This is a genomic window from Ruegeria sp. BG11, assembly GCF_056538565.1.
Map to the genome: position 1 here is coordinate 1 of NZ_JBQFTH010000018.1, position 19928 is coordinate 19928.

22 protein-coding genes are annotated in these 19928 nt (G+C 59.0%); 14 read left to right on the forward strand and 8 right to left on the reverse strand.

All coding sequences use genetic code 11. The features are described 5' to 3' along the window. The first annotated feature begins 254 nt into the window (after nt 1-254). The 3 genes from ACR0JF_RS21325 to ACR0JF_RS21335 all read left to right on the forward strand — a co-directional run bounded on the left by ACR0JF_RS21325 (nt 255) and on the right by ACR0JF_RS21335 (nt 3909). Complete coding sequence (locus tag ACR0JF_RS21325) at nt 255-1409, forward strand: phosphoserine transaminase (RefSeq protein ID WP_170662948.1); 1155 nt, start codon at nt 255-257, stop codon at nt 1407-1409. Between the two features lie 57 nt (nt 1410-1466). Continuing rightward, entirely contained in the window at nt 1467-3062 is a 1596-nt protein-coding gene (gene serA / locus ACR0JF_RS21330) for a phosphoglycerate dehydrogenase (RefSeq protein WP_170482243.1), read from the forward strand. A gap of 121 nt (nt 3063-3183) precedes the next feature. Then, entirely contained in the window at nt 3184-3909 is a 726-nt protein-coding gene (locus ACR0JF_RS21335) for a metallophosphoesterase family protein (RefSeq protein WP_170662950.1), read from the forward strand. On the opposite strand, the gene ACR0JF_RS21340 is transcribed toward ACR0JF_RS21335, so the two are convergent. Then, entirely contained in the window at nt 3896-5413 is a 1518-nt protein-coding gene (locus ACR0JF_RS21340; RefSeq protein WP_170662952.1) for a malonate--CoA ligase, read from the reverse strand. The genes ACR0JF_RS21335 and ACR0JF_RS21340 overlap by 14 nt on opposite strands. Before the next feature lie 144 nt (nt 5414-5557). Between ACR0JF_RS21340 and serB the strand changes: the two genes are divergently transcribed. Next, nucleotides 5558-6433: a phosphoserine phosphatase SerB gene (gene serB / locus ACR0JF_RS21345; RefSeq protein ID WP_170662954.1), complete on the forward strand. Its 876-nt coding sequence runs from the start codon at nt 5558-5560 to the stop codon at nt 6431-6433. Here the strand turns inward: serB and ACR0JF_RS21350 are convergent. Both ACR0JF_RS21350 and ACR0JF_RS21355 read right to left on the reverse strand, forming a co-directional pair. Next, entirely contained in the window at nt 6430-8733 is a 2304-nt protein-coding gene (locus ACR0JF_RS21350) for a caspase family protein (protein ID WP_170662956.1), read from the reverse strand. The genes serB and ACR0JF_RS21350 overlap by 4 nt on opposite strands. Nucleotides 8734-8750: 17 nt before the next feature. Beyond that, a complete protein-coding gene (locus tag ACR0JF_RS21355) occupies nt 8751-9080 on the reverse strand; it encodes a hypothetical protein (RefSeq protein WP_170662958.1) in 330 nt (109 codons plus the stop codon). 183 nt (nt 9081-9263) lie between these two features. Between ACR0JF_RS21355 and ACR0JF_RS21360 the strand changes: the two genes are divergently transcribed. The 3 genes from ACR0JF_RS21360 to ACR0JF_RS21370 are packed head-to-tail and all read left to right on the forward strand — an operon-like array spanning nt 9264 to nt 10352. Then, nucleotides 9264-9593: a metalloregulator ArsR/SmtB family transcription factor gene (locus ACR0JF_RS21360; RefSeq protein WP_170469519.1), complete on the forward strand. Its 330-nt coding sequence runs from the start codon at nt 9264-9266 to the stop codon at nt 9591-9593. Further along, a complete protein-coding gene (locus tag ACR0JF_RS21365; protein ID WP_170662959.1) occupies nt 9581-10009 on the forward strand; it encodes an SRPBCC family protein in 429 nt (142 codons plus the stop codon). Before ACR0JF_RS21360 ends, ACR0JF_RS21365 begins: the two co-directional genes overlap by 13 nt. A gap of 22 nt (nt 10010-10031) precedes the next feature. After that, nucleotides 10032-10352, forward strand: a complete 321-nt coding sequence (locus ACR0JF_RS21370) for a YciI family protein (protein WP_170459773.1) — start codon at nt 10032-10034, stop codon at nt 10350-10352. Between the two features lie 5 nt (nt 10353-10357). Here the strand turns inward: ACR0JF_RS21370 and ACR0JF_RS21375 are convergent, their stop codons facing one another. Beyond that, nucleotides 10358-11356: an asparaginase gene (locus ACR0JF_RS21375; RefSeq protein ID WP_170662961.1), complete on the reverse strand. Its 999-nt coding sequence runs from the start codon at nt 11354-11356 to the stop codon at nt 10358-10360. 181 nt (nt 11357-11537) lie between these two features. Here ACR0JF_RS21375 and ACR0JF_RS21380 point away from each other — a divergent pair, with 181 nt between their 5' ends. The 4 genes from ACR0JF_RS21380 to ACR0JF_RS21395 all read left to right on the forward strand — a co-directional run bounded on the left by ACR0JF_RS21380 (nt 11538) and on the right by ACR0JF_RS21395 (nt 14519). After that, the gene (locus ACR0JF_RS21380; RefSeq protein WP_170376002.1) at nt 11538-12071 is read left to right on the forward strand and encodes an invasion associated locus B family protein; all 534 of its coding nucleotides are present in this window, start codon (nt 11538-11540) and stop codon (nt 12069-12071) included. A 147-nt stretch (nt 12072-12218) separates the two neighbouring features. Next, nucleotides 12219-12386: a hypothetical protein gene (locus ACR0JF_RS21385; RefSeq protein WP_170469507.1), complete on the forward strand. Its 168-nt coding sequence runs from the start codon at nt 12219-12221 to the stop codon at nt 12384-12386. Between the two features lie 117 nt (nt 12387-12503). Continuing rightward, nucleotides 12504-13694, forward strand: coding sequence for a dual-specificity RNA methyltransferase RlmN (gene rlmN, locus ACR0JF_RS21390; RefSeq protein ID WP_170662963.1), 1191 nt, complete (start codon nt 12504-12506; stop codon nt 13692-13694). Between the two features lie 201 nt (nt 13695-13895). Next, nucleotides 13896-14519: a cytochrome P460 family protein gene (locus ACR0JF_RS21395; RefSeq protein WP_170662965.1), complete on the forward strand. Its 624-nt coding sequence runs from the start codon at nt 13896-13898 to the stop codon at nt 14517-14519. Between the two features lie 2 nt (nt 14520-14521). Here ACR0JF_RS21395 and ACR0JF_RS21400 read toward each other — a convergent pair whose 3' ends face one another. Continuing rightward, complete coding sequence (locus tag ACR0JF_RS21400) at nt 14522-14860, reverse strand: hypothetical protein (protein ID WP_170662967.1); 339 nt, start codon at nt 14858-14860, stop codon at nt 14522-14524. Then, nucleotides 14857-15777: a J domain-containing protein gene (locus ACR0JF_RS21405; RefSeq protein WP_170662969.1), complete on the reverse strand. Its 921-nt coding sequence runs from the start codon at nt 15775-15777 to the stop codon at nt 14857-14859. The genes ACR0JF_RS21400 and ACR0JF_RS21405 overlap by 4 nt, the downstream gene beginning before the upstream one ends. A 159-nt stretch (nt 15778-15936) precedes the next feature. Here ACR0JF_RS21405 and ACR0JF_RS21410 point away from each other — a divergent pair, with 159 nt between their 5' ends. Then, on the forward strand, nt 15937-16320 hold the full coding sequence (locus ACR0JF_RS21410; RefSeq protein ID WP_170469494.1) for a hypothetical protein: 384 nt from the start codon (nt 15937-15939) through the stop codon (nt 16318-16320). On the opposite strand, the gene ACR0JF_RS21415 is transcribed toward ACR0JF_RS21410, so the two are convergent. Then, entirely contained in the window at nt 16321-17418 is a 1098-nt protein-coding gene (locus ACR0JF_RS21415) for a cystathionine gamma-lyase (protein ID WP_170662971.1), read from the reverse strand. It lies immediately after the preceding gene. Between the two features lie 3 nt (nt 17419-17421). Next, nucleotides 17422-18264, reverse strand: a complete 843-nt coding sequence (locus ACR0JF_RS21420; RefSeq protein WP_170459791.1) for an LOG family protein — start codon at nt 18262-18264, stop codon at nt 17422-17424. A 79-nt stretch (nt 18265-18343) separates the two neighbouring features. Between ACR0JF_RS21420 and ACR0JF_RS21425 the strand changes: the two genes are divergently transcribed. Together ACR0JF_RS21425 and ACR0JF_RS21430 are read left to right on the forward strand one after the other, a co-directional pair. Beyond that, on the forward strand, nt 18344-19255 hold the full coding sequence (locus tag ACR0JF_RS21425; RefSeq protein ID WP_170662973.1) for a threonine/serine dehydratase: 912 nt from the start codon (nt 18344-18346) through the stop codon (nt 19253-19255). Nucleotides 19256-19299: 44 nt separating this feature from the next. Then, a complete protein-coding gene (locus ACR0JF_RS21430; RefSeq protein WP_170662975.1) occupies nt 19300-19899 on the forward strand; it encodes a GntR family transcriptional regulator in 600 nt (199 codons plus the stop codon). Nucleotides 19900-19928: the final 29 nt, after the last annotated feature.

A 19928-nucleotide genomic window follows, 5' to 3' on the forward strand; every position in this document is an offset into this window, starting at 1 on the left:
GGAGACCGAAACCTTGTCTGCACATGCCCACCAATGGAAGCATACGAAGAAGCCGCAGAATAAAACTAAAAGACCCCGCCGAAAGGCGGGGTTTTCGCTTATCGGAAACCTCTGTTCTCATTTGCGCTCATCTTTGGCGTCGTTTTTTGCGATGAAAGCGTCTTTTTCGCTTGCTGCGTCTGCGAAGGCCTCATAGCTCTGTCCGTGGGACACCCCTCCCCAACGAGGGGCGTGTATCTGGAAGGGTAATACAGATGAGCATTGAACAACCGGCGACGCGGCCGGCGAATCCGCGTTTTTCCTCGGGCCCCTGCGCCAAACCCCCCACATTTGATCTGTCCAAACTGGCCGATGCCGCGCTGGGTCGTTCGCACCGTGCTACTGTCGGCAAGGACAAGCTGAAAGCGGCCATCGAAGGCACGCGTGAGATTCTGGGCATTCCAGCGGACTACAAGATCGGTATCGTTCCCGCCTCGGACACTGGCGCGGTTGAGATGGCGCTTTGGTCGCTGCTGGGAGAGCGCAAGGTTGAAATGCTGGCTTGGGAGAGCTTCGGCGCGGGCTGGGTGACTGACGTGGTCAAGCAGCTGGAGATCGACGCCGAGGTGAAGACCGCAGATTACGGTCAGATCGTTGATCTTGCTTCGGTCGATTTTTCCAATGACGTTGTGTTTACGTGGAACGGCACAACCTCGGGCGTTCGGGTGCCCAATGGCGACTGGATCGCCGATGATCGTCAGGGCCTGACGATTTGTGATGCGACCTCGGCCGCCTTTGCGATGGACTTGCCCTGGGACAAACTGGATGTGACCACTTTCAGCTGGCAGAAAGTGCTGGGTGGAGAAGCGGCCCACGGGATGCTGATCCTTTCGCCCAGTGCCGTTGAGCGGCTGGAAAGCTATAACCCCGCATGGCCAATGCCGAAGATTTTCCGCCTGACCAAAGGCGGCAAGCTGATCGAGGGTATCTTTACCGGGGCTACGATCAACACGCCCTCGATGCTGGCGGTCGAGGATTATCTGTTCGCTTTGGACTGGGCGCGCTCGGTTGGTGGGTTGCACGGGCTGATCGCTCGTGCCGATGCTAATGCCGGTGCGGTTCACGCCTTCTGCGACCAAAACGATTGGATCGCCAATCTGGCCGAAGATACGGCGACGCAGTCGAACACTTCGGTCTGCCTGAAATTCACAGATGGGCGCATTCAGGACGGTGCTGCATTCGCGAAAGCCGTGGCCAAACGGCTTGAGGCCGAGAATATCGCTTTGGACATCGGTGCCTATCGCGACGCGCCTGCGGGCCTGCGCATCTGGTGCGGTGGTACGGTCGAGACCTCGGACATCGAGGCGATGCTGCCATGGCTGGCATGGGCCTTTGAGGCCGAGATCGCGGCGCAGTCGGAGGCTGTCTGACTTTTCACCGGGCCGTCCAAGGCCCGGACCTTCCATACAATTCAAGGACCAGAGAATATGGCCCCCAAAGTACTCGTATCTGACAAGCTCAGCGAAACCGCCGTGCAGATTTTCCGTGATCGCGGCATCGATGTGGATTTCATGCCCGATCTAGGCAAGGACAAAGACAAACTGGCCGAGGTGATCGGACAGTATGATGGCCTTGCCATTCGTTCGGCCACCAAGGTCACACCGACCATTCTGGAGAAGGCCGACAAACTGAAAGTGATCGGTCGTGCCGGGATCGGGACCGACAATATCGACAAGGATGCGGCGTCGAAGAAGGGTGTGATCGTGATGAACACGCCCTTCGGCAACATGATCACCACCGCTGAGCACGCGATTGCGATGATGTTCGCAGTGGCGCGGCAGATCCCCGAGGCCAGCACCTCGACCCATGCGGGTAAGTGGGAAAAGTCCAAGTTCATGGGCATCGAGCTGACCAACAAAACCCTCGGCGTGATCGGGGCAGGCAATATCGGCGGTATCGTTTGCGAACGCGCGCTTGGCCTGAAGATGAAGGTTGTGGCCTATGACCCCTATCTGGGTGAAGAGAAAGCCGCGCAGATGGGCGTTGAAAAGGTCGAGCTGGACGAGCTGCTGGCCCGCGCTGACTTTATCACTCTGCATGTTCCGCTGACCGATCAGACCCGCAATATCCTGAGCCGAGAAAACCTTGCGAAGACCAAGAAGGGCGTACGGATCATCAACTGTGCCCGTGGTGGTCTGGTCGACGAAGACGCGCTGGCCGAGGCGCTGCAATCGGGTCATGTCGCAGGCGCAGCGTTTGACGTGTTCAGCGAAGAGCCGGCGAAAGAGAATGCCCTTTTCAACCTGCCCAACGTGGTCTGCACGCCTCACCTTGGCGCGGCAACGACCGAGGCGCAGGAGAACGTGGCGCTGCAAGTAGCCGAGCAGATCTCGAACTACTTGCTGACCGGTGCGGTGGAAAACGCGCTAAACATGCCCAGCGTGACGGCGGAAGAGGCGAAGGTCATGGGGCCGTGGATCAAGCTGGCCGGTCATCTGGGCAGTTTCATCGGCCAGATGACCGATGAGCCGGTGCAGGCGATCAACATTCTTTATGATGGTGTTGCTGCAGAGATGAACCTGGCCGCGCTGAACTGCGCTGTCGTTGCAGGGATCATGAAGAAGTTCAATCCCGAGGTGAACATGGTCTCGGCCCCGGTCGTCGCCAAAGAGCGCGGCATCAAAATCTCGACCACCAATCAGGACAAGTCCGGTGCGTTTGAGGGCTACATCAAGGTCACCGTCGTGACCACCAAGCGCGAACGCTCGATCGGTGGGACAGTGTTCAGCGATGGCAAGCCGCGCTTCATCCAGATCAAAGGCATCAATATCGACGCCGAGATCGGGGCGCATATGCTCTACACCACCAACGAGGATGTGCCGGGCATCATCGGTGCGCTGGGTCAGACCATGGGCGAGAACGACGTCAATATCGCGAACTTTACCCTCGGCAGGTCTGAGGCGGGGGGTGAGGCCATTGCGCTGCTTTACGTGGACGAACCTGTCCCGGCCGAGGCGCGCGCTAAGCTGGCGGAAACGGGCTTGTTCACGCAGATTAAACCGCTGGAGTTCGACGTCGCCTGATTGGCACCCTTTTTCATTTCAAACAATTTGACACCCGCGCCAAGGACCGGCGCGGGTGTTCCTGATTGCGCTATCAACGCATTCGCCTCTAAACTGCCGTGACAGCAGCCGAGACCTTTTCATGACTAAACCGATTTACGCCATTGGCGACCTGCACGGGCAGAGCGCCGAGTTCGACCGACTCCTTTCTCTGATTGACCGCGACGGCGGGCCTGAGGCTCAGGTGGTGTTTCTGGGCGACTATACCGACCGGGGACCAGATAGCCGGGGTGTTCTCGACCGCCTGATCGCGGGACGCGCCGAAGGGCGGGACTGGATCACTTTGCTGGGTAATCACGACCGTATGTTTGCATGGTTTCTAGAGGATTTCCCCCGCCATGATCCGCATCTTCTGGTCGGTTACCACTGGCTGCATGAGCGTCTGGGCGGGGTCGAAACACTTGCCAGCTATGGTATCGTGTTCGAGGGACAAACCCGGCTTGAGGATCTGCACGCCATGGCGTTGCAGGCCGTGCCCGAGGATCATCGTGCGTTCCTGCGTGGGCTGGCCTTGATGCACCAGACCTCCGATCTGGCTTTTGTTCATGCGGGCATCCGCCCCGGTATCGCGTTGGATCAGCAGGATGAAAACGATCTGGTCTGGATCCGGCAGGAGTTTTTGAAACATACCGCGCCGCATCCCAAGCTGATCGTCCATGGCCATACTCCGGTCGACCGGGTGACGTATTGCGGCAATCGCGTGAACCTGGATACCGGCGCGGGGTATGGACGCCCGGCCAGTGTCGTTGTCTTCGAAGGCCGCACCTGTTGGGAGTTGACTGAAAAGGGCCGGGTCAGCCTTGTATAAAGCTGTCTTTATAGGTCGCGCGCAGGGCGTTCTTTTGCACCTTGCCCATGGTGTTGCGGGGTAGCTCATCCAGCACGATCAGTTTGCGCGGATGTTTGAACCGGGCCAGTTGATCCTGAACGCGCGCTAGAATGGCATCCAGATCAAGGGCTTGTTCGGGCTGAGGCACCAGAATGCCTAGCACGGTTTCGCCAAAATCCGGGTGCGGTACGCCGATGACCGCGCTTTCCAGAACGCCGGGTTGGTCATCCAACAACAGCTCGATTTCCTTAGGGTAGATGTTGTAGCCGCCCGAGATGATCAGGTCTTTGCCACGGCCGACGATATGGAGATAGCCATCCTCGTCCACCCGACCCAGATCGCCAGTGATAAAGAACCCATCCTCGCGCAGCTCGGCCTCGGTTTTCTCGGGCATCTGCCAATAGCCCTTGAAGACGTTCGGACCGCGCACCTCAATCATGCCGATCTCGCCGTGTGGCAGCAGCGCGCCGGTTTCGGGGTCCGTGACTTTCAGCTCGACGTCCGGCAGAGGGAACCCGACGGTCCCGGCGCGGCGTTCGCCGTCATAGGGGTTTGAGGTGTTCATGTTGGTCTCGGTCATGCCGTAGCGTTCGAGGATACGATGCCCGGTGCGGGCCTCGAACTGCTCATGAGTTTCCGCCAGCATCGGGGCCGAGCCCGAAATGAACAGCCGCATATGGTGCGCCAGATCGCCGGTAAACCGGTCATCGCCCAGCAGGCGGGTGTAGAAGGTCGGCACACCCATCATCGAAGTGGCCTCCGGCATCAGACGCAGGATGTCGTCCAGATCGAACTTGGGCAGAAAGATCATCGACCCGCTAGAGGCCAGCACCACGTTGGTCGCTACGAACAGCCCATGTGTGTGAAAGATCGGCAGCGCATGCAGCAGCACATCGTCCTTGGTGAAGCGCCATTCCTGCACCAGCGTTTCGGCATTGGACAGCAGGTTGGCCTGCGTCAGCATCGCACCTTTCGACCGCCCCGTGGTGCCCGAGGTATAAAGGAACGCGGCCAGATCATCCTCGGACCGACTGACAGGTTCATACGCAGGCAGCATTCCCAGCGCCCGGCGCATCAGGCTGCCACTGCCATCGGCGTTCAGAGTTGCAATATGGGCGTTCTGCGCTTGGGCAATCGGGGTCAGGCCAGCCTCGTTCGCGATATCGCAGACCACTAGCTTCGCGCCGCTGTTTTCGATGAAATACTGCAGCTCGGTGGTCGTATAGGCGGTGTTGAGCGGCAAGAAAATCAGCCCGGTCTGCGCGCATGCTGCGTAGAGGGCAAGCGCCTCGGGCGATTTTTCGACCTGAACGGCGACGCGGTCACCGGGCTCAAGCTCCAGCCCTGTCAGCGCGTTGGCCAGCCGCGCGGCCATGTCGAGAAAGGCGGCATGAGTCAGAACCTGACCTTCGGGCAGATGCAGGAACGGCGTGGTTTTCCCGGCGTGAATGCCAAACAGACGATCAAAAAGCGGGTTGGCCATTCGGTGTTCCTTTCCGTGCGTCGCGGGCTGAATCTGGCGGGGAAAACCGGGACCGTAAAGCCCCGTTTGCCAGATATTTCCAACCAACTCTGGCGAAAATGCTGCACCTGCGATATGCGCTATGAAGATTGCCGGAGACCTGCCATGTACGTTGCCACCTTGCTCACAAATCCCACCACGCCCTCGCTTGAAGTCCCGATGGTGGATGCGCTGCGAAATGCGTGGGGCGGGGGCGAAGTCACGTGGCTAAACCCCGGTGAGGCGGCCGAGTTCACGCTGCCCGAGATGCCAGACAATCGTTGGGATGTCTGGGCCGATCTGCAAGAGATGGGCGTTGATCTGGTCGTTCAGCCATCCGAGGGGCGGCGCAAGAAAATGCTTCTGGCGGATATGGACAGCACCATGATCCAGCAGGAATGCATTGATGAGTTGGCGGATGAGGCGGGCGTGGGTGAGCGCGTCAAAGACATCACCGCCCGCGCGATGAATGGTGAGCTGGACTTCGAAGGCGCGCTGATCGAACGGGTCGGCCTGTTGAAAGGGCTGGACGAGGCGGTCATTGACCATGTTCTGAACACACGGATCACCCTCATGCCCGGCGGGCGCGAATTAGTGGCGACCATGCGCACCGCTGGCGGCTATGCGGCCTTAGTCTCGGGCGGGTTCACAGCGTTTACAGCTCGTGTGGCGGCGCAGTTAGGGTTCGATGAGAACCGGGCGAACACACTGTTGACCGAGAATGGGCAGCTGACGGGTGATGTGCAGCGCCCGATCCTCGGGCGGCAGGCCAAGGTTGAATCGCTGGAGCGGATCACCGCAACGCTTGGATTGTCCGAGGGCGACGTGATCGCGGTTGGTGACGGAGCTAACGACCTGGGCATGCTGGGGCGGGCCGGAACCGGCGTTGCACTGCACGCAAAGCCCTCGGTTGCGGCTGAATGCGACGTGCGGATCAATCACGGAGACCTGAAGGCCCTGCTTTACATTCAAGGCTACAGCAAGGCTGACTTCAGCGTCTAGAACAAGTCAAAGCGCACCGGATTCTGCGCCCAGTACACACGCGCGGCCAGCAACAACCGGGCCTTTGGATCGCTGGCGGCGGCATAAGGAACAGGAACACCGAACTTGGCGCTGATATTCTCGAGCGCTGACAAAGTCGCCGGGCCGACTTGGCCATCGACGGTGACATTTTCCCCAAGTTCATTCAGCGCCAGCTGTAAAGCCCGATCCAGATCCCCGCGCGAGAGGCTGTCGAGTTGCGACTGAGCTTGAGCGGCAGGTTTCTCATTCGGCAGTAGGGCTGCTTTGGCCGCCCTGAGCGCCGCGTCAGCGGGACCTTTTCCCGGCACTTGACCATCCAGAATGATATAGGCTCCGTTCGCACCGCCCCAGGCGTCACCGCGTTCCAGTGAGGTGTCGTACCAGGCCAAAGCCTCGGTACGGGGCCGGCCCTGTAGCTGGTCCCGCATGATCATGCGGGCGATACTGGCCGGAGCGGTAGGATGCCCGCCTTGGGCTGCCGCCAGAAAGTAGGCTTCGGCTTTGTCGAAATCGACCGGATTGCCGCCCAGCCCGTTCAGCGAGACATAGGCCAGATTGTCGTACCCATAGATATCCTGCCGCAGTTCGGACGCCCGCAGATAGCGCAACCCACGCTCGGGGATATAGCGTTCCGAGTTTTCACGCAGGAAATACATGCCAAGTTCATTCATCGAATAGGTATGTCCAAGCTCGACCGAGCGTTCCAACAGCTCAAAGCCGCGGTTTTTCTCTTCGGTCGTTTCACCTTTGCGCAGCAGTTGTTGGCCCAGCCGGTGCATGGCATAGGGGTCTTGCTGGGCGATGGCTTCTTCTAACAGCGCGCGCGCTTTATCCGGGTCATAAGGGGTCTTGGTGACCGCGCGGTCGATGCGCTGTGTATCCAACAAAGTTGCCAGAGCGTATTTGGCGCGAATATGCCCGCCGTCGACAGCGGTCGTGAAACTCTCAAAGGCGCCTGGCACATTTCCTGCGGCTTGTTGCAAACGGCCCAGTTGATACTGGAACCGCGCGTTTTCCGGATAGTCCTCGACCGCTTGCGAACAGGCGGCCAGACCTTTGGTGATATCCAGCTCATTCGGCAGGCGAAACACGCCAACGCCATTAAGATCCAGCGCATCCCCCGCTTCGAGATCGCAGGCGTTCATCCCTAATTCCAGAGAGACCTCAACCGTCTGTCGCGTCTGATCAGCGGTTACGACCTCGACCGCAAATGTATCGGCAAAATCGCTTTTGGGCAGGTCAACGGCACGTGTGTCCGTGATCTCGGGCGTATAGGTCAGAGATGTTTCGCTTGCGTTGACAGCACCCCGGTCAGGGGTTTCCGTCACCCGTACATCTACGATGTCCCTTCCCAGCGCTTGGCTCAGGCTTTGGGACAATGGGACGGATTTATCAAACTGATAGCTGAGCGATAGGGATTGGGGGGCGCCATCCTGCAGCGCCTTAGGTTCAATCTCGATCTTTTGCTGCGCCAGATAGAACGGGCGCACCAGTGTCGAGCTTTCCCAGGGGATCTGCCGCCCCGATGTTTTGGTGTGAACCCTCTCGCGAATGACCGGAAAGAGCTGTTGGATATTCTCAAACGGAGAGGATTGGGCGGTTTCCAGAACGGCCGCCGTATAGGGGCTGTTGTGGCCGATCTCGCCATCACTGGCCACCGCACCGGGGGAGGTGGAATAGGCTACCAAGGAATTCAGCGGAGTTTTGAAGACGTCGAACCCTTCGCGAGTTTCGAAAAGATTGGCGTCCAGATCGGCCGCCAGTCTGAGGTCTTGAAACGGATTGTCCCTGCACGAGTCCAGAATGGCCACATGGGCCGCGCTGCGGGCGGATAGGGTGTCAATCACACGATCCAGCGTCATCGTTGCCAGCGGCACATCATAGACGCTTTCAAACTTGGCATCCACGGGCAGCAAATAGTTTCGCCGCCCGATCTGAATGCCGTGACCCGCATAGTAGAACAGAACATCTGCGGAATCTGGGATGTTCAGAACCGCTGTGCGGATCAGCTCTTCAAACTCGCGTTTAGTCAGGTCATAGCCGTCGAAGACTTGGAAATCGAAGTCTCGCAGCATGTCCGCAATGTCTTCGGCGTCTTTTCTGGCATTGGTCAGGTCGCCAACGCTCGTGTAGTCCTGATTGCCGATGACGATCGCAACCCTGCTGTTCGCGCTGGTTGCCGACGAGGACTGCGCGCTGAGGCCGCTTGCGCAAATCGTCAGGATAGACGCAGCTGCTAGTAAATGGCGCCGACCAGTTTTAGACCCAAGCTTAAGCATGTGGTGTCGTCTCCGGCTTAACCGCCCCAGCCGCCACCGCCGCCGCCACCGTCTCCACCACCGCCGCCACCGCCGCCGCCGCCACCACCATCTCCGCCGTCGCGGTCATACGCATTTTGAGGCGCTGTCGATGAAACGGCCGTCGGGGTCACCGCGGGGGCTGCTGCAGGGGCTACTGCCGCCGTCGTTGTGGCGGCAGGCGCGGGAGTTGTCGCTACCGTCGCCGCAGGGGTTGGTTGAGGGGCGGTTGCAGTCGGCGTGACAGTCTCAGTCTGTGACCAAGGGGACGCACAGCCTGCAACAGCAAGGGTACAGGCGATAAACAATGAAGTGGACGCGAAGCGCATCTCAAGCCTCCTAAAATAAAACAACTTATTAAACTCACACATAACACCGTAACTTGTGTCTTTGGAGCAGGTCTATGAACCTTTTCACATATACACGAAAAGAAGAGGATCGGCCAATTATCCTGATTGGCGCTGACAAAAGGCAGGCTTTCCTTAATTTAACATTTGTGTTAAATAAGAATCATGACCGATCTTATTGCCGCCTTTTCCGCACTATCTGACCGCACTCGGTTCGCCATTGTTGAGCAGCTGATGGACGGCGGCGAACTGCCCGCCGGAGACCTGGTCGAAGGCAAAGGCATGTCAGGTGCCGCAATCTCGCGCCACCTGAAGGTGCTGCGCGAGGCAGGATTGGTGCAACAACGCGTGCTGGGCACCCAGAGGTTGTATTCCGTCCACTCCGAAGGCCTTCGTGCGATTGCCGAGTGGACGATCTCGAAACGGCAGTTCTGGGAAAGCAGTCTGGATCGTTTGGGTGACATTTTGGAAAGGGAAAATTCATGGCCGACCTGAAATTGGAGCGGGATTTTCCCGTCAGCCCAGAAGACCTTTTTGTTTGGGTGACAGATGGCTCAAAACTGCTGCAGTGGTGGGGGCCGGAAGGCATGCATGTGCCGGATCACAATCTGGATTTTTCAAGAACCGGCCCCTGGTTTTCAGTGATGGAAAACAGCGATGGGCAGCAATTCAAGGTTTCGGGGCATGTCACGCATGTTGATCCACCGAACTCGGTCGGCTTCACTTGGGGTTGGCATGGCGACCAAGATCAACGCGGGCCGGAAAGCCACGTGACTTTTACAATAACGGTAACCGAAACCGGCGCCCGACTTGTTATCGATCACCGTGAGCTCGCCGACGCCGAGGCAGCTGAGAACCACAACACAGGCTGGACATCCTCGCTGCGCAAGCTCGAAGCGCAGTGCCAATAGATTTCATTCAGGGAGGACCGAAATGCCCCAATATCTATTTGTTTATCACGGGGGCCACACCCCAACTGACCCCGCAGAAATCGAAGCAACCATGGCCGCATGGGGCGCGTGGTTTCAAAACATGGGCGAGGCTTTGGATATCCCGGGAAACCCGGTAGGCCAATCCTATACCGTCAGCAACGGCGGCGTTGTCGACAATGGCGGGGCAAACCCGGCCTCTGGCTTCACGGTGATCAAAGCCGACAGCATGGATGCCGCGACCGAGATGGCCAAAGGCTGCCCGATGGTCATCAACGGATCTGGCTCGGTCGAAGTGGCGGAAATCCACGAAATCGAAATGTAGCTGCCTTAGTTCGCAAAGCCCGGCGCGGGTCGGATGACACCGCATTCCAGTCCTCGGCGGCTGTATTGCGTGGCATTCATGAATTTGCGCGTCGCCGGGTGATCAGCCTCCAACACCCCGAGACTGACGAGAATGGCCGCGATGGCGCATTCGCTGGCGCGGGTGGTGCCATCGGTGATCTTCAGCGCAATACCCATGCGTTTTTCCGGCAGGATCGCGACGAAGACGGCCTCGGCCCCGGTCTTGATCGCAGCGCGACCGTTCATTGCGCGCATCAATTCGGTACAGGCACGGGTTTCGCCCGCGACAAGCTCTGGGTGCTTGATCATCGCGGCGGTCAACTGCTGCGCCGCATCGCTCGACCGGTCCGACCGATTAGCGGCCGAGGCAAACCAAGCCATCGAGCGCGCAAGCCCCACCAGCGAGGTCGCGAAATTCGGGGCCGAGCATCCGTCAATGCCGTAGCCGGGGCTAGTCTCGCCGGTTGTTTCCTCAATGGCAGACAAGCAGGCCTGTTGAACAGGGTGGTCGATCTCAAGGTATTCCGGTCCGGCCCCCATATGCTGAGACAGGGTCAGAAACCCGCAGTGTTTACCCGAGCAATTGTTGTGGATCTGGCACGGCGTATCGTCGGCCAGAATAAGCCGGTCGCGCGCGGCGATGTCGGCGGGCTCTTGCGGGCCGCAGCGCAGATCATGCTCGGTGAGACCGAGATGATCCAGCCAGGCCGAAACGCGATCCGTGTGAATGTCGGCCCCGTTATGGGAGGCGCAGGCCAGCGCAAGATGTTCTGAGTTCAGCCCGTATTTGGCCGCAGCGCCAGACGTAACCAAAGGCAAAGCCTGGATCATCTTGGCTGAGGATCGCGGGTAGATCACTGCGTTCGGATCGCCCCAGCTTTGCACGATCTGCCCGGTGTCGTCGCAGACCACCGCATGGCCCAGATGCAGGCTTTCCAACAGATCGCCGCGCCACAGTTCTGTCATTGGGATGGGCTGCGTCATCTGGACCTCCGGATTTATGCGCAAAATTCTGCCAATCGCCCTTTCGCCTGTGGCGAAACCTGCGTTAGTGTGTGTATGTCGACAATCATCGGAATGCGCAACGTTTCCAAGACGAACTGGCAGGGTTCGCATGGCTTTCCGATGGGTATGAGGTAGAAGGTCGAGCTAGGAGGCTGGACAAATGGGATCAATGCTTACCCGCGTGCTTGCGGGTCTGTGTGTGGCGGGTATGGCCACAACTGCAATCGCACAGCAGGGGACAAGTACGAACCGCGTCGCGGCAAAAACCGATTGGAGCGTTTTTGTCGAAGATGATCCTACCGAATGCTGGAGCGTTTCGGCCCCCAAGGAAACTGTTAATACCCGTGGTGGACGTGTCGTTTCCGTGCGCCGCAGCGATATCTTGTTGTTTGTCTTCTATCGCCCCAATGCCGAGGTCAAAGGGCAAGTGACATTTACCGGCGGTTACCCATTTGCGGCCGGTTCCACGGTGAACTTGGTTGTAGACGGGTCTGAATTCGAACTCTTTACCGAGGGCGAGTGGGCCTGGCCGGCGACTGCTCAGGACGATGCCAAGATCGTCACAGCGATGAAGCGCGGGACCGAGGCTGTGCTGACCGCACGCTCGGAACGCGGGACGCAGACCAAGGACACGTTCTCTCTGCTCGGGTTTACAGCCGCGATTGAAGACGCCGAGACCCGCTGCACCAACTGATCTGTCGGGTCGCGATCAAAAGCGGCCCGTCTATTTTGCGGCTTCTCGCATAATTCCACCAAATATTCAGAAAGCTTGATCCGTATCAAAGCGCATCCTTTTGGCATCTGAACTAATTTGTTCAGTAATAATAAAGGATGTCTGAATATGTTCGACAAAACTCTGATCGCTCTGATGTTGGCTTCTTCACTGGTTCTGGCGGCTTGTGAAAAAGAGCCTGAAACCTACCCAATTACAGGTGAGGAATGCGGGCCTGAAGATCCGGTGAAAACGCTGGATGCCGAGGATTGCTTTATCCCGCCTGCAGGAGTCTGATCCGGCGACAAAAGCGCGTAGAGGTCAATACGATTCCTTTTGATCTTTGCGCGCGATCCTATATAGAGGCGCATCCCAATCCGGAATCCACCTGAGATACGCCCAGTAGGTACCCAAATGTCGCCCAAAGTGCCGATCACTCAAGACGTCATGACCATCCCCCGCAAACTGCCTGAGGGGAAGGTGAACCTTGTCGGTCTGACTCGCGATCAGCTCCGCGCGACTCTGATCGAACATGGCACGCCGGAAAAGCAGGCCAAGATGCGGACCGGTCAGATCTGGCAGTGGATCTACCAGTGGGGCGTGCGTGATTTTGCGCTGATGACTAACCTGGCCAAAGCCTATCGCGCGCAACTGGCCGAGAGCTTTGTGATCGAAATTCCCGAAGTGGTCACCCGTCAGGTGTCCGAAGACGGCACGCGCAAATACCTGTGTCGTATTGCGGGCGGGCATGAGGTCGAGGTCGTTTATATCCCTGAAGAGGATCGCGGCACGCTGTGTATCTCGTCTCAAGTGGGTTGTACGCTGACCTGCTCTTTCTGCCATACCGGCACGCAGAAACTGGTGCGCAACCTGACCGCGGCCGAGATTGTGGGCCAGGTGATGATGGCCCGCGATGATCTTGAGGAATGGCCCACCCCTGGCGCGCCCAAGGATGAGACGCGCCTGCTGTCGAATATCGTTCTGATGGGCATGGGTGAGCCGCTCTACAATTTCGAAAATGTCCGCGACGCGATGAAGATCGCCATGGACCCCGAAGGGATTTCTCTGTCTCGTCGGCGGATCACTCTGTCGACGAGCGGCGTGGTGCCGGAAATCGCGCGCACGGCCGAAGAGATCGGCTGCCTGCTGGCGATCTCGTTCCACGCCACCACGGATGAGACCCGCGACGTGCTGGTGCCGATCAACAAGCGCTGGAATATCGAAGAACTGCTGCAAGCGCTGGCCAGCTATCCCAATGCGTCGAATTCCGAACGGATCACGTTCGAATATGTGATGCTGGATGGCGTCAATGACAGCGACGAGGATGCGCATCGTCTGATCGACCACATCAAGCGTCATAGAATCCCGGCCAAGATCAACCTGATTCCGTTCAACGAATGGCCCGGCGCGCCGTACAAGCGCAGCTCGAACAATCGTATCCGGGCCTTTGCGAATATCATCTATCAGGCCGGTTATGCCTCACCCATCCGCAAAACGCGCGGTGAAGATATTATGGCGGCTTGCGGTCAGTTGAAATCGGCAACCGAGCGCGCACGCAAATCGCGTAGACAGATCGAGGCCGAGGCCGGGTTGAGCGGTAACTAAGCCACTTCTGCCAAGGGTTGTAGCGGTAAACTTAATGTTTCCGGTGCTGATTTTGTCTTCAATATTTGCTATGTGTTAGGGCGTCCGTTCCTGTTTCGGACGCTCGGCTTTCCCTTGAAACGCCGGGACTTTTTTGGCCGCGAGCTTATTTCTTCGCTACGCGCGGCATATAGGCAAACTGATATTTCAGGTGAGCCCCAAATGATTGAACGACCTCGAAGTAAATTGAAAACCATTGCATTTGCAGTCCTATTTGTACCGCTTTCTGCGGCGGGCGCTTTTGCGGAAGACCCTGACGCTCATCTGGCCATCGAAAATCCGGCTGAGTTGGGCAAGGACGAAGCCAACGCGCATTATCGCGCGTTGTCGAAACGTATGGCCCGTGGCTATGCGACGTCGCAGTTGGATCTCATTTTGAACTACCAAAGCTGGCCGCTGTTCAATGATGCGCCGTATATCTCGGCAACACACGGGCAGCGGTTCGTGAACAGCTACGCTAACCGCATGGCGCTGAACTACGCGACCCTGCAACCGGGTGAGCTTTTGCCCATGGGCTCGGTTCTGGCCAAGGACAGCATGACGGTGACCGATGAGGGTAAAATCTACCCCGGTGCGATGTTCGTGATGGAGAAAATGGCCCAAGGTGCCAACCCCGAGACGGCAGACTGGCGGTACATTATGGTACTGCCCGATGGGTCTTTGTTTGGCGACACTCTGGGCGATCGGGCCGGGGCCGTGGCATATTGCCATGACTGCCACGTGCAGGTGGCCGACAGGGACTACACCTTCTACGTGCCCGAGGACTACCAGATCAAAGGTGAGTAGACCTATCCGCGACGAAAGCGGGCGGTTCCAATAACCTCAATCAGTTGCTGCCGCACGGGATCGGGTTGTGCCTCGACCGCATTCAGAACCTCACGCAGTTCAGCGCGTAGCCCGTGCATCTGGTCGATCAGAGAGATCATCATCGACAAAGCATCGGCCTCCATATCGTATTGCTCGTGCAATTCGCACGCCAATTCCAGCCGGGCGACGTCGATGCTGTGGTAGACCACGCCTTGATCTGACTGCTCGGGGATCACGATCTCTGCCGCGAGATACTCGGTCAGGCGGTCCGAGGTCAGGCGAGAGATGGCTTGGATCAGTTCCTCTTCGGTCAGGGTCATGACGGCATTCCTTTCCGAGGATCATAGTGATGGGCGTCGCGCCATGTCTCCATGAATTGCTTGAGGTCGTCGTCGATCTGGTCAGGCAGGGCGACGGTAAGTTCGATCAGTTGATCCCCCCGTTCGGACGAGCCGCGTTTTTTGACGCCCTTGCCCCGCAGGCGCAGGGTTTTGCCGCTGCTGGTGCCTGCCGGGACGGTGACATTGACGCCACCGTCGATTGTGGGGGCAGGGACTTTGCCACCCAAGACAGCCTCATCAATGGTGATCGGCAATGTGATGTGAATGTCATCCCCCTGCCGGTCGAACAACGGATGGTCCGCGACCGAGATCGTGACCAGCGCATCCCCAGGAGGCCCCTCACCATAGCCCGGAGCGCCTTTGCCTCGCAGCCGGATGGTTTGACCCGTGGTGATACCCGCCGGGATTTTAACCTCGATCCGGTTGCCATCGGGCAGGGTAAGCTTTTGGCTGGCCCCAAACACGGCATCCAGAAAGCTGATCTGTAGCGAGTAATTCAGATTGTGACCCGGCGCATGGAATTCCTGCGTGCGCTGGTCGCCAAACCCACCGCGGCCGCGCATGAATTCGGCGAAGATGTCTGACATGTCATCCGGGTCCGCCTGCCGTCCGCGATAGGGGTTTCCGGCGGCCTCGGCATAGTCGCGATAATATTGCTGTTGAGGGCGCTCCTGACCCGAAGCGTCAATCTCGCCATTGTCATAGCGGGCACGGGTTTCAGGGTCTTTCAGCAGATCGTAAGCAGCGGCGGCGGCTTTAAACTTGGCCTCGGCCTCGGCATCACCGGGTTTGAGGTCCGGGTGGCATTCCTTGGCGATGCGCCGATAGGCTTTCTTGATCTCGGCGGCACTGGCGTCTTTGGCGACGCCGAGGACGGAATAGGGATCGTCGCTCATCTCACCTCTCGCGGATGTGGGTCGGTCTGATCTTTATGAATGTGTTTTATCATGCGATTTCAACCGACCAAAAGGAAGAGGCAATTGAATTGGCTCGAAAAATCCTACAGGTCTGATAATATCTGCATGTCTGTACCTGTTCATACACGGAGAGCTTGAATGTCGCGCAGAATCAAATCCGCTCTGGCCCTGCTGGCCGGGAATGCCATCGGCCTGTTGCTGGCGTCGCTCATTTTGACCGGCTTTGCCATCAAGCCGATCTCATTCATCGTTGTGGTGCTTGTGTTCACCGTCGTTCAGGTGATTGCCGAGCCGCTGATCCTGAAGCTGGGGGAAAAGAAGGCTCCGGCGCTCAAGGGTGGGATCGCGTTGATCGTGACATTTGTGGGTCTGCTGGTCACCGACCTGATTGCCTCGGGGCTGACGGTTGGAGGTGTTTCCAACCTGCTGGCCGCAACGCTGTTGGTCTGGCTGGGGGCGCTGATCGCCAGCGTGGTGCTGCCGATCTACGTGTTCAAGGAACTGCGCGAAGCCAAGAAGTAGTCACAGCGCGTTCAGGCTGGCCTCGAACGCCTGCCAAAGCTCTTCAACCGGCTCACACCCGACCGACAGGCGGATAAAGGCGGGGTCGACAGCGTCCCCCCACCGCGCGCGGCGCTCGGCCGAGCTATGAACGCCGCCGAAGGACGTGGCGGGCCGCAGCAAAGGGCAGGTGTTGATGAAGGCCTCGGCCTTGTCCTCGCTTTCCAGCGTCAGCGAGAGCAGGAACCCGAACCGCGTGGTCTGAGCTTGCGCCAGCGCATGGGACGGATCGTTCGGCAGGCCGGGATAGCGGATGTGCTTGACAGCCGGATGCGCTGCCAGACGCTCGGCCAGCACCTGGGCCGAGGCGCACATGCGATCAAAACGCACGTCCATCGTTTCGAGCCCGCGATGCAAAAGCCATGCTTCGTGCGGTCCGGGGATCGCGCCTGAGACGCGGCGCCATTCTTCAACCCGCTCCATGATCTGCGCGTCGCGGCTGGCGACGTGGCCCATCAGCATGTCCGAGTGCCCACCCATCGCCTTGGTGTCCGAGGACACGATCACGTCGATGCCCAAATCCAGCGGGCGCTGGCCCAGCGGTGTCAGGGTTGTGTTGTCGGCAATGGTGATGCCTCCGGCGGCGCGAACCTGTTTGGCCACATCCGCAAGGTCAATCATGTCGAGGCCGGGGTTAGAAGGGCTTTCCACGAAGACCACGTCGAAGCCCTCAAACCCTCCGTCGGCGAAGCCTGTGGTTGGCCGTTCTTCGACCACAACGCCCAGTCGGGACAGGAACCTGTCCGCCAGCAGGCGCGTCACGTAATAGCCATCCGAGGGGATCAACAGGCGAGACCCGGCCTGAACGGTTGCAAACAAAGCCGCCGAGATGGCCGCCATGCCCGACGGGAAGCAAAGGCAGGGCGCGGCCTCAAGATGGGACAGCACATGTTCCAGATGCACCCAGGTCGGGTTGTCGACGCGGCCATAGGTGGCATGCCCATCCGGCAGGCCGGGCAGGTGATACATGCTGCTTTGGGTTAGTGGCAGGGCGACCGGGTCACCCTTGTCCAACGCGTTGCCGCGCAGATGAAGCATTTCGCCGGGTTTGTGGGCCATGGCTCAGCGTCCCGGAATGGCGTCGCGAGGCGGGGCGGGTTCCCAGTTTTCGATGATCTCAACCGCTTCTTGCGCGGTGTCGACAAAGCGGAACAGGTCGAGGTCTTCGTCCGAGATCGTGCCCGCATCGGCCAGTGCCGACCAATTGATGACCTTTTCCCAGAATTCACGGCCAAATAGCAGGAAGGGCACACGCTCCATCCGCCCCGTTTGGATCAGGGTGAGAGACTCGAAAAGCTCATCCATCGTGCCAAAGCCGCCGGGGAAGATGGTGATGGCACGGGCGCGCATCAGGAAGTGCATCTTGCGGATGGCGAAATAGTGGAAGTTGAAGCTGAGGTCCGGCGTCACATAAAGGTTCGGCGCTTGTTCATGTGGTAGAACAATGTTCAGACCGATGGAGCAACCACCCGCATCCTGCGCGCCGCGGTTTCCGGCCTCCATTACGCCGGGGCCACCACCCGTGACGATGACGTTTTCGCGGCAGCCCGTTTCGTTCGACTTCTCGGTCATCAGCCGCGCGAACTCACGCGCCTCGTCATAATACTGGGACAGACCGGCTAGCGTTTCGGTGCGCGCCGTGTGTTTCTGCGACGGTTCTGGAATGCGCGCGCCGCCAAACATGACAATGGTCGAGGTGATCTCTCGTTCACTCATGATCATCTCGGGCTTCAGCAGTTCCAACTGCAAACGCACCGGGCGCAGCTCATCGCGGCACAGGAATTCCTCATCTGCGAAGGCAAGACGGTAGGCCGGGGACCGCGTCTGTGGTGTGTCCGGCACCTCGCTCGCGGTCGAGCGGTCGGTCTGCGCGTCGCGGAAAGGGCTGTGGCGGTCTTCTCTCATTGGTGAACGATCCCTGCTTGCGTGTTTGACAAACAGCTATAGGGTTCGCGGGCAGAGTGCCAGTCACGGAAAGACAAGAATGGATTGGAAGACGGAAATTCAGGCGGCAGCAGAACGCATTGCCGGTCACGCGCAGATAACCCCGGTGATGGAGAGCCATATTCCCGGCTATCCGATCGAGCTGAAGCTTGAGCATATGCAGCACACCGGAAGCTTCAAGGCGCGCGGGGCGTTCAACACGTTGCTGAGCATGGAGGTGCCGCAGGCGGGCGTCGTGGCGGCCTCGGGCGGCAATCACGGGGCGGCGGCGGCCTATGCGGCGCGTGCGTTGGGACATCCGGCCAAGATTTTTGTGCCAGAGATTGCGGGCCCGTCCAAGATTGCCCTGATCGAACAGATCGGCGCGGATCTCAGCGTGGTGCCCGGTGAATATGCCAACGCGCTGGCGTTGGCGCAGGCGCATGAGGACAAGACCGACGCAATGCAGATCCACGCCTATGATGCAGCTGCTACGGTCGCCGGGCAGGGCACTTGCTTCGCCGAATGGGAGGCGCAGGGCTTGCAGGCCGATACCGTCCTGATCGCCGTCGGCGGCGGCGGTCTGATCGCGGGCGCTCTGGCCTGGTTTCAAGGCGCACGCAAGGTCGTGGCGGTCGAGCCTGAGACCTCTTGCGCTTTGAACGCCGCCCTGCAAGCCAATGAGCCGGTCGATGTTTCGGTTTCCGGCGTTGCGGCCAACGCGCTGGGCGCGCAGCGGATCGGGTCGATCTGTTTTGAACTGGCGCAAGGGATGGAGTCGGTGCTGGTATCCGATCAAGCCATATCTGAGGCGCAGCGCGTGTTGTGGCAAGCGCATCGCATCCTTGTCGAACCCGCCGGAGCCGCCGCCTTGGCGGCGTTGATGTCGGGGGCCTACACGCCAGAGCCGGGCGAACGCGTCGCCGTTCTGATCTGCGGTGGGAACATTGCTCCGGACCCTTTTGCAGGCTGAATTACCGCCTTGTGAAAACAGGTTGAGGATTTTATCTATAATTCATGAGCGCCACGATTGCCGATAAAATCTACGAAAATCTCAGGCAGCAGATCATCACCGGTGATCTGAACGCCGGTGAGAAGCTGCGCCAGGATCACATCGCCAAGGCCTTTGAGACCAGCCACGTCCCCGTGCGCGAGGCTCTGCTGCGGCTCGAGGGGCACGGCCTTGCCAAAAGCGAACCGCGGCGCGGTATGCGTGTCGCTGTTCTCGACCCGGCCGAGGTGCGCGAAGTTGTCGAAATGCGCATGGTGCTTGAGCCTTTGGCCTTGCAGCATTCCGTGCAGAACATGACACCCAGTGATGTGAAGCGCATGGATGAGGCGCGGATTGCCTGTGATGAGGCGCAGACCATGCCCAACTGGGAAACACGTAACCGGGTCTTTCACCGGGCGCTCCTGACGCCCTGCGGCATGCCGCGCCTGCTGCACACGATTGATGACCTTCATATCGCCAGCGCGCGTCATCTGTTTGCCCATTGGAGACCCAAGTGGAAACAGCGTGTAGACAAGGATCATCTGGCGATTGTCCAGGCTCTGAAACACAAGGATCTTGGCACCGCAACGACCATCTTGATCCGGCATATCCGTCGCGCCAGCTGAGGCTCCGACGATTCCGCCGCAAAAGAGCC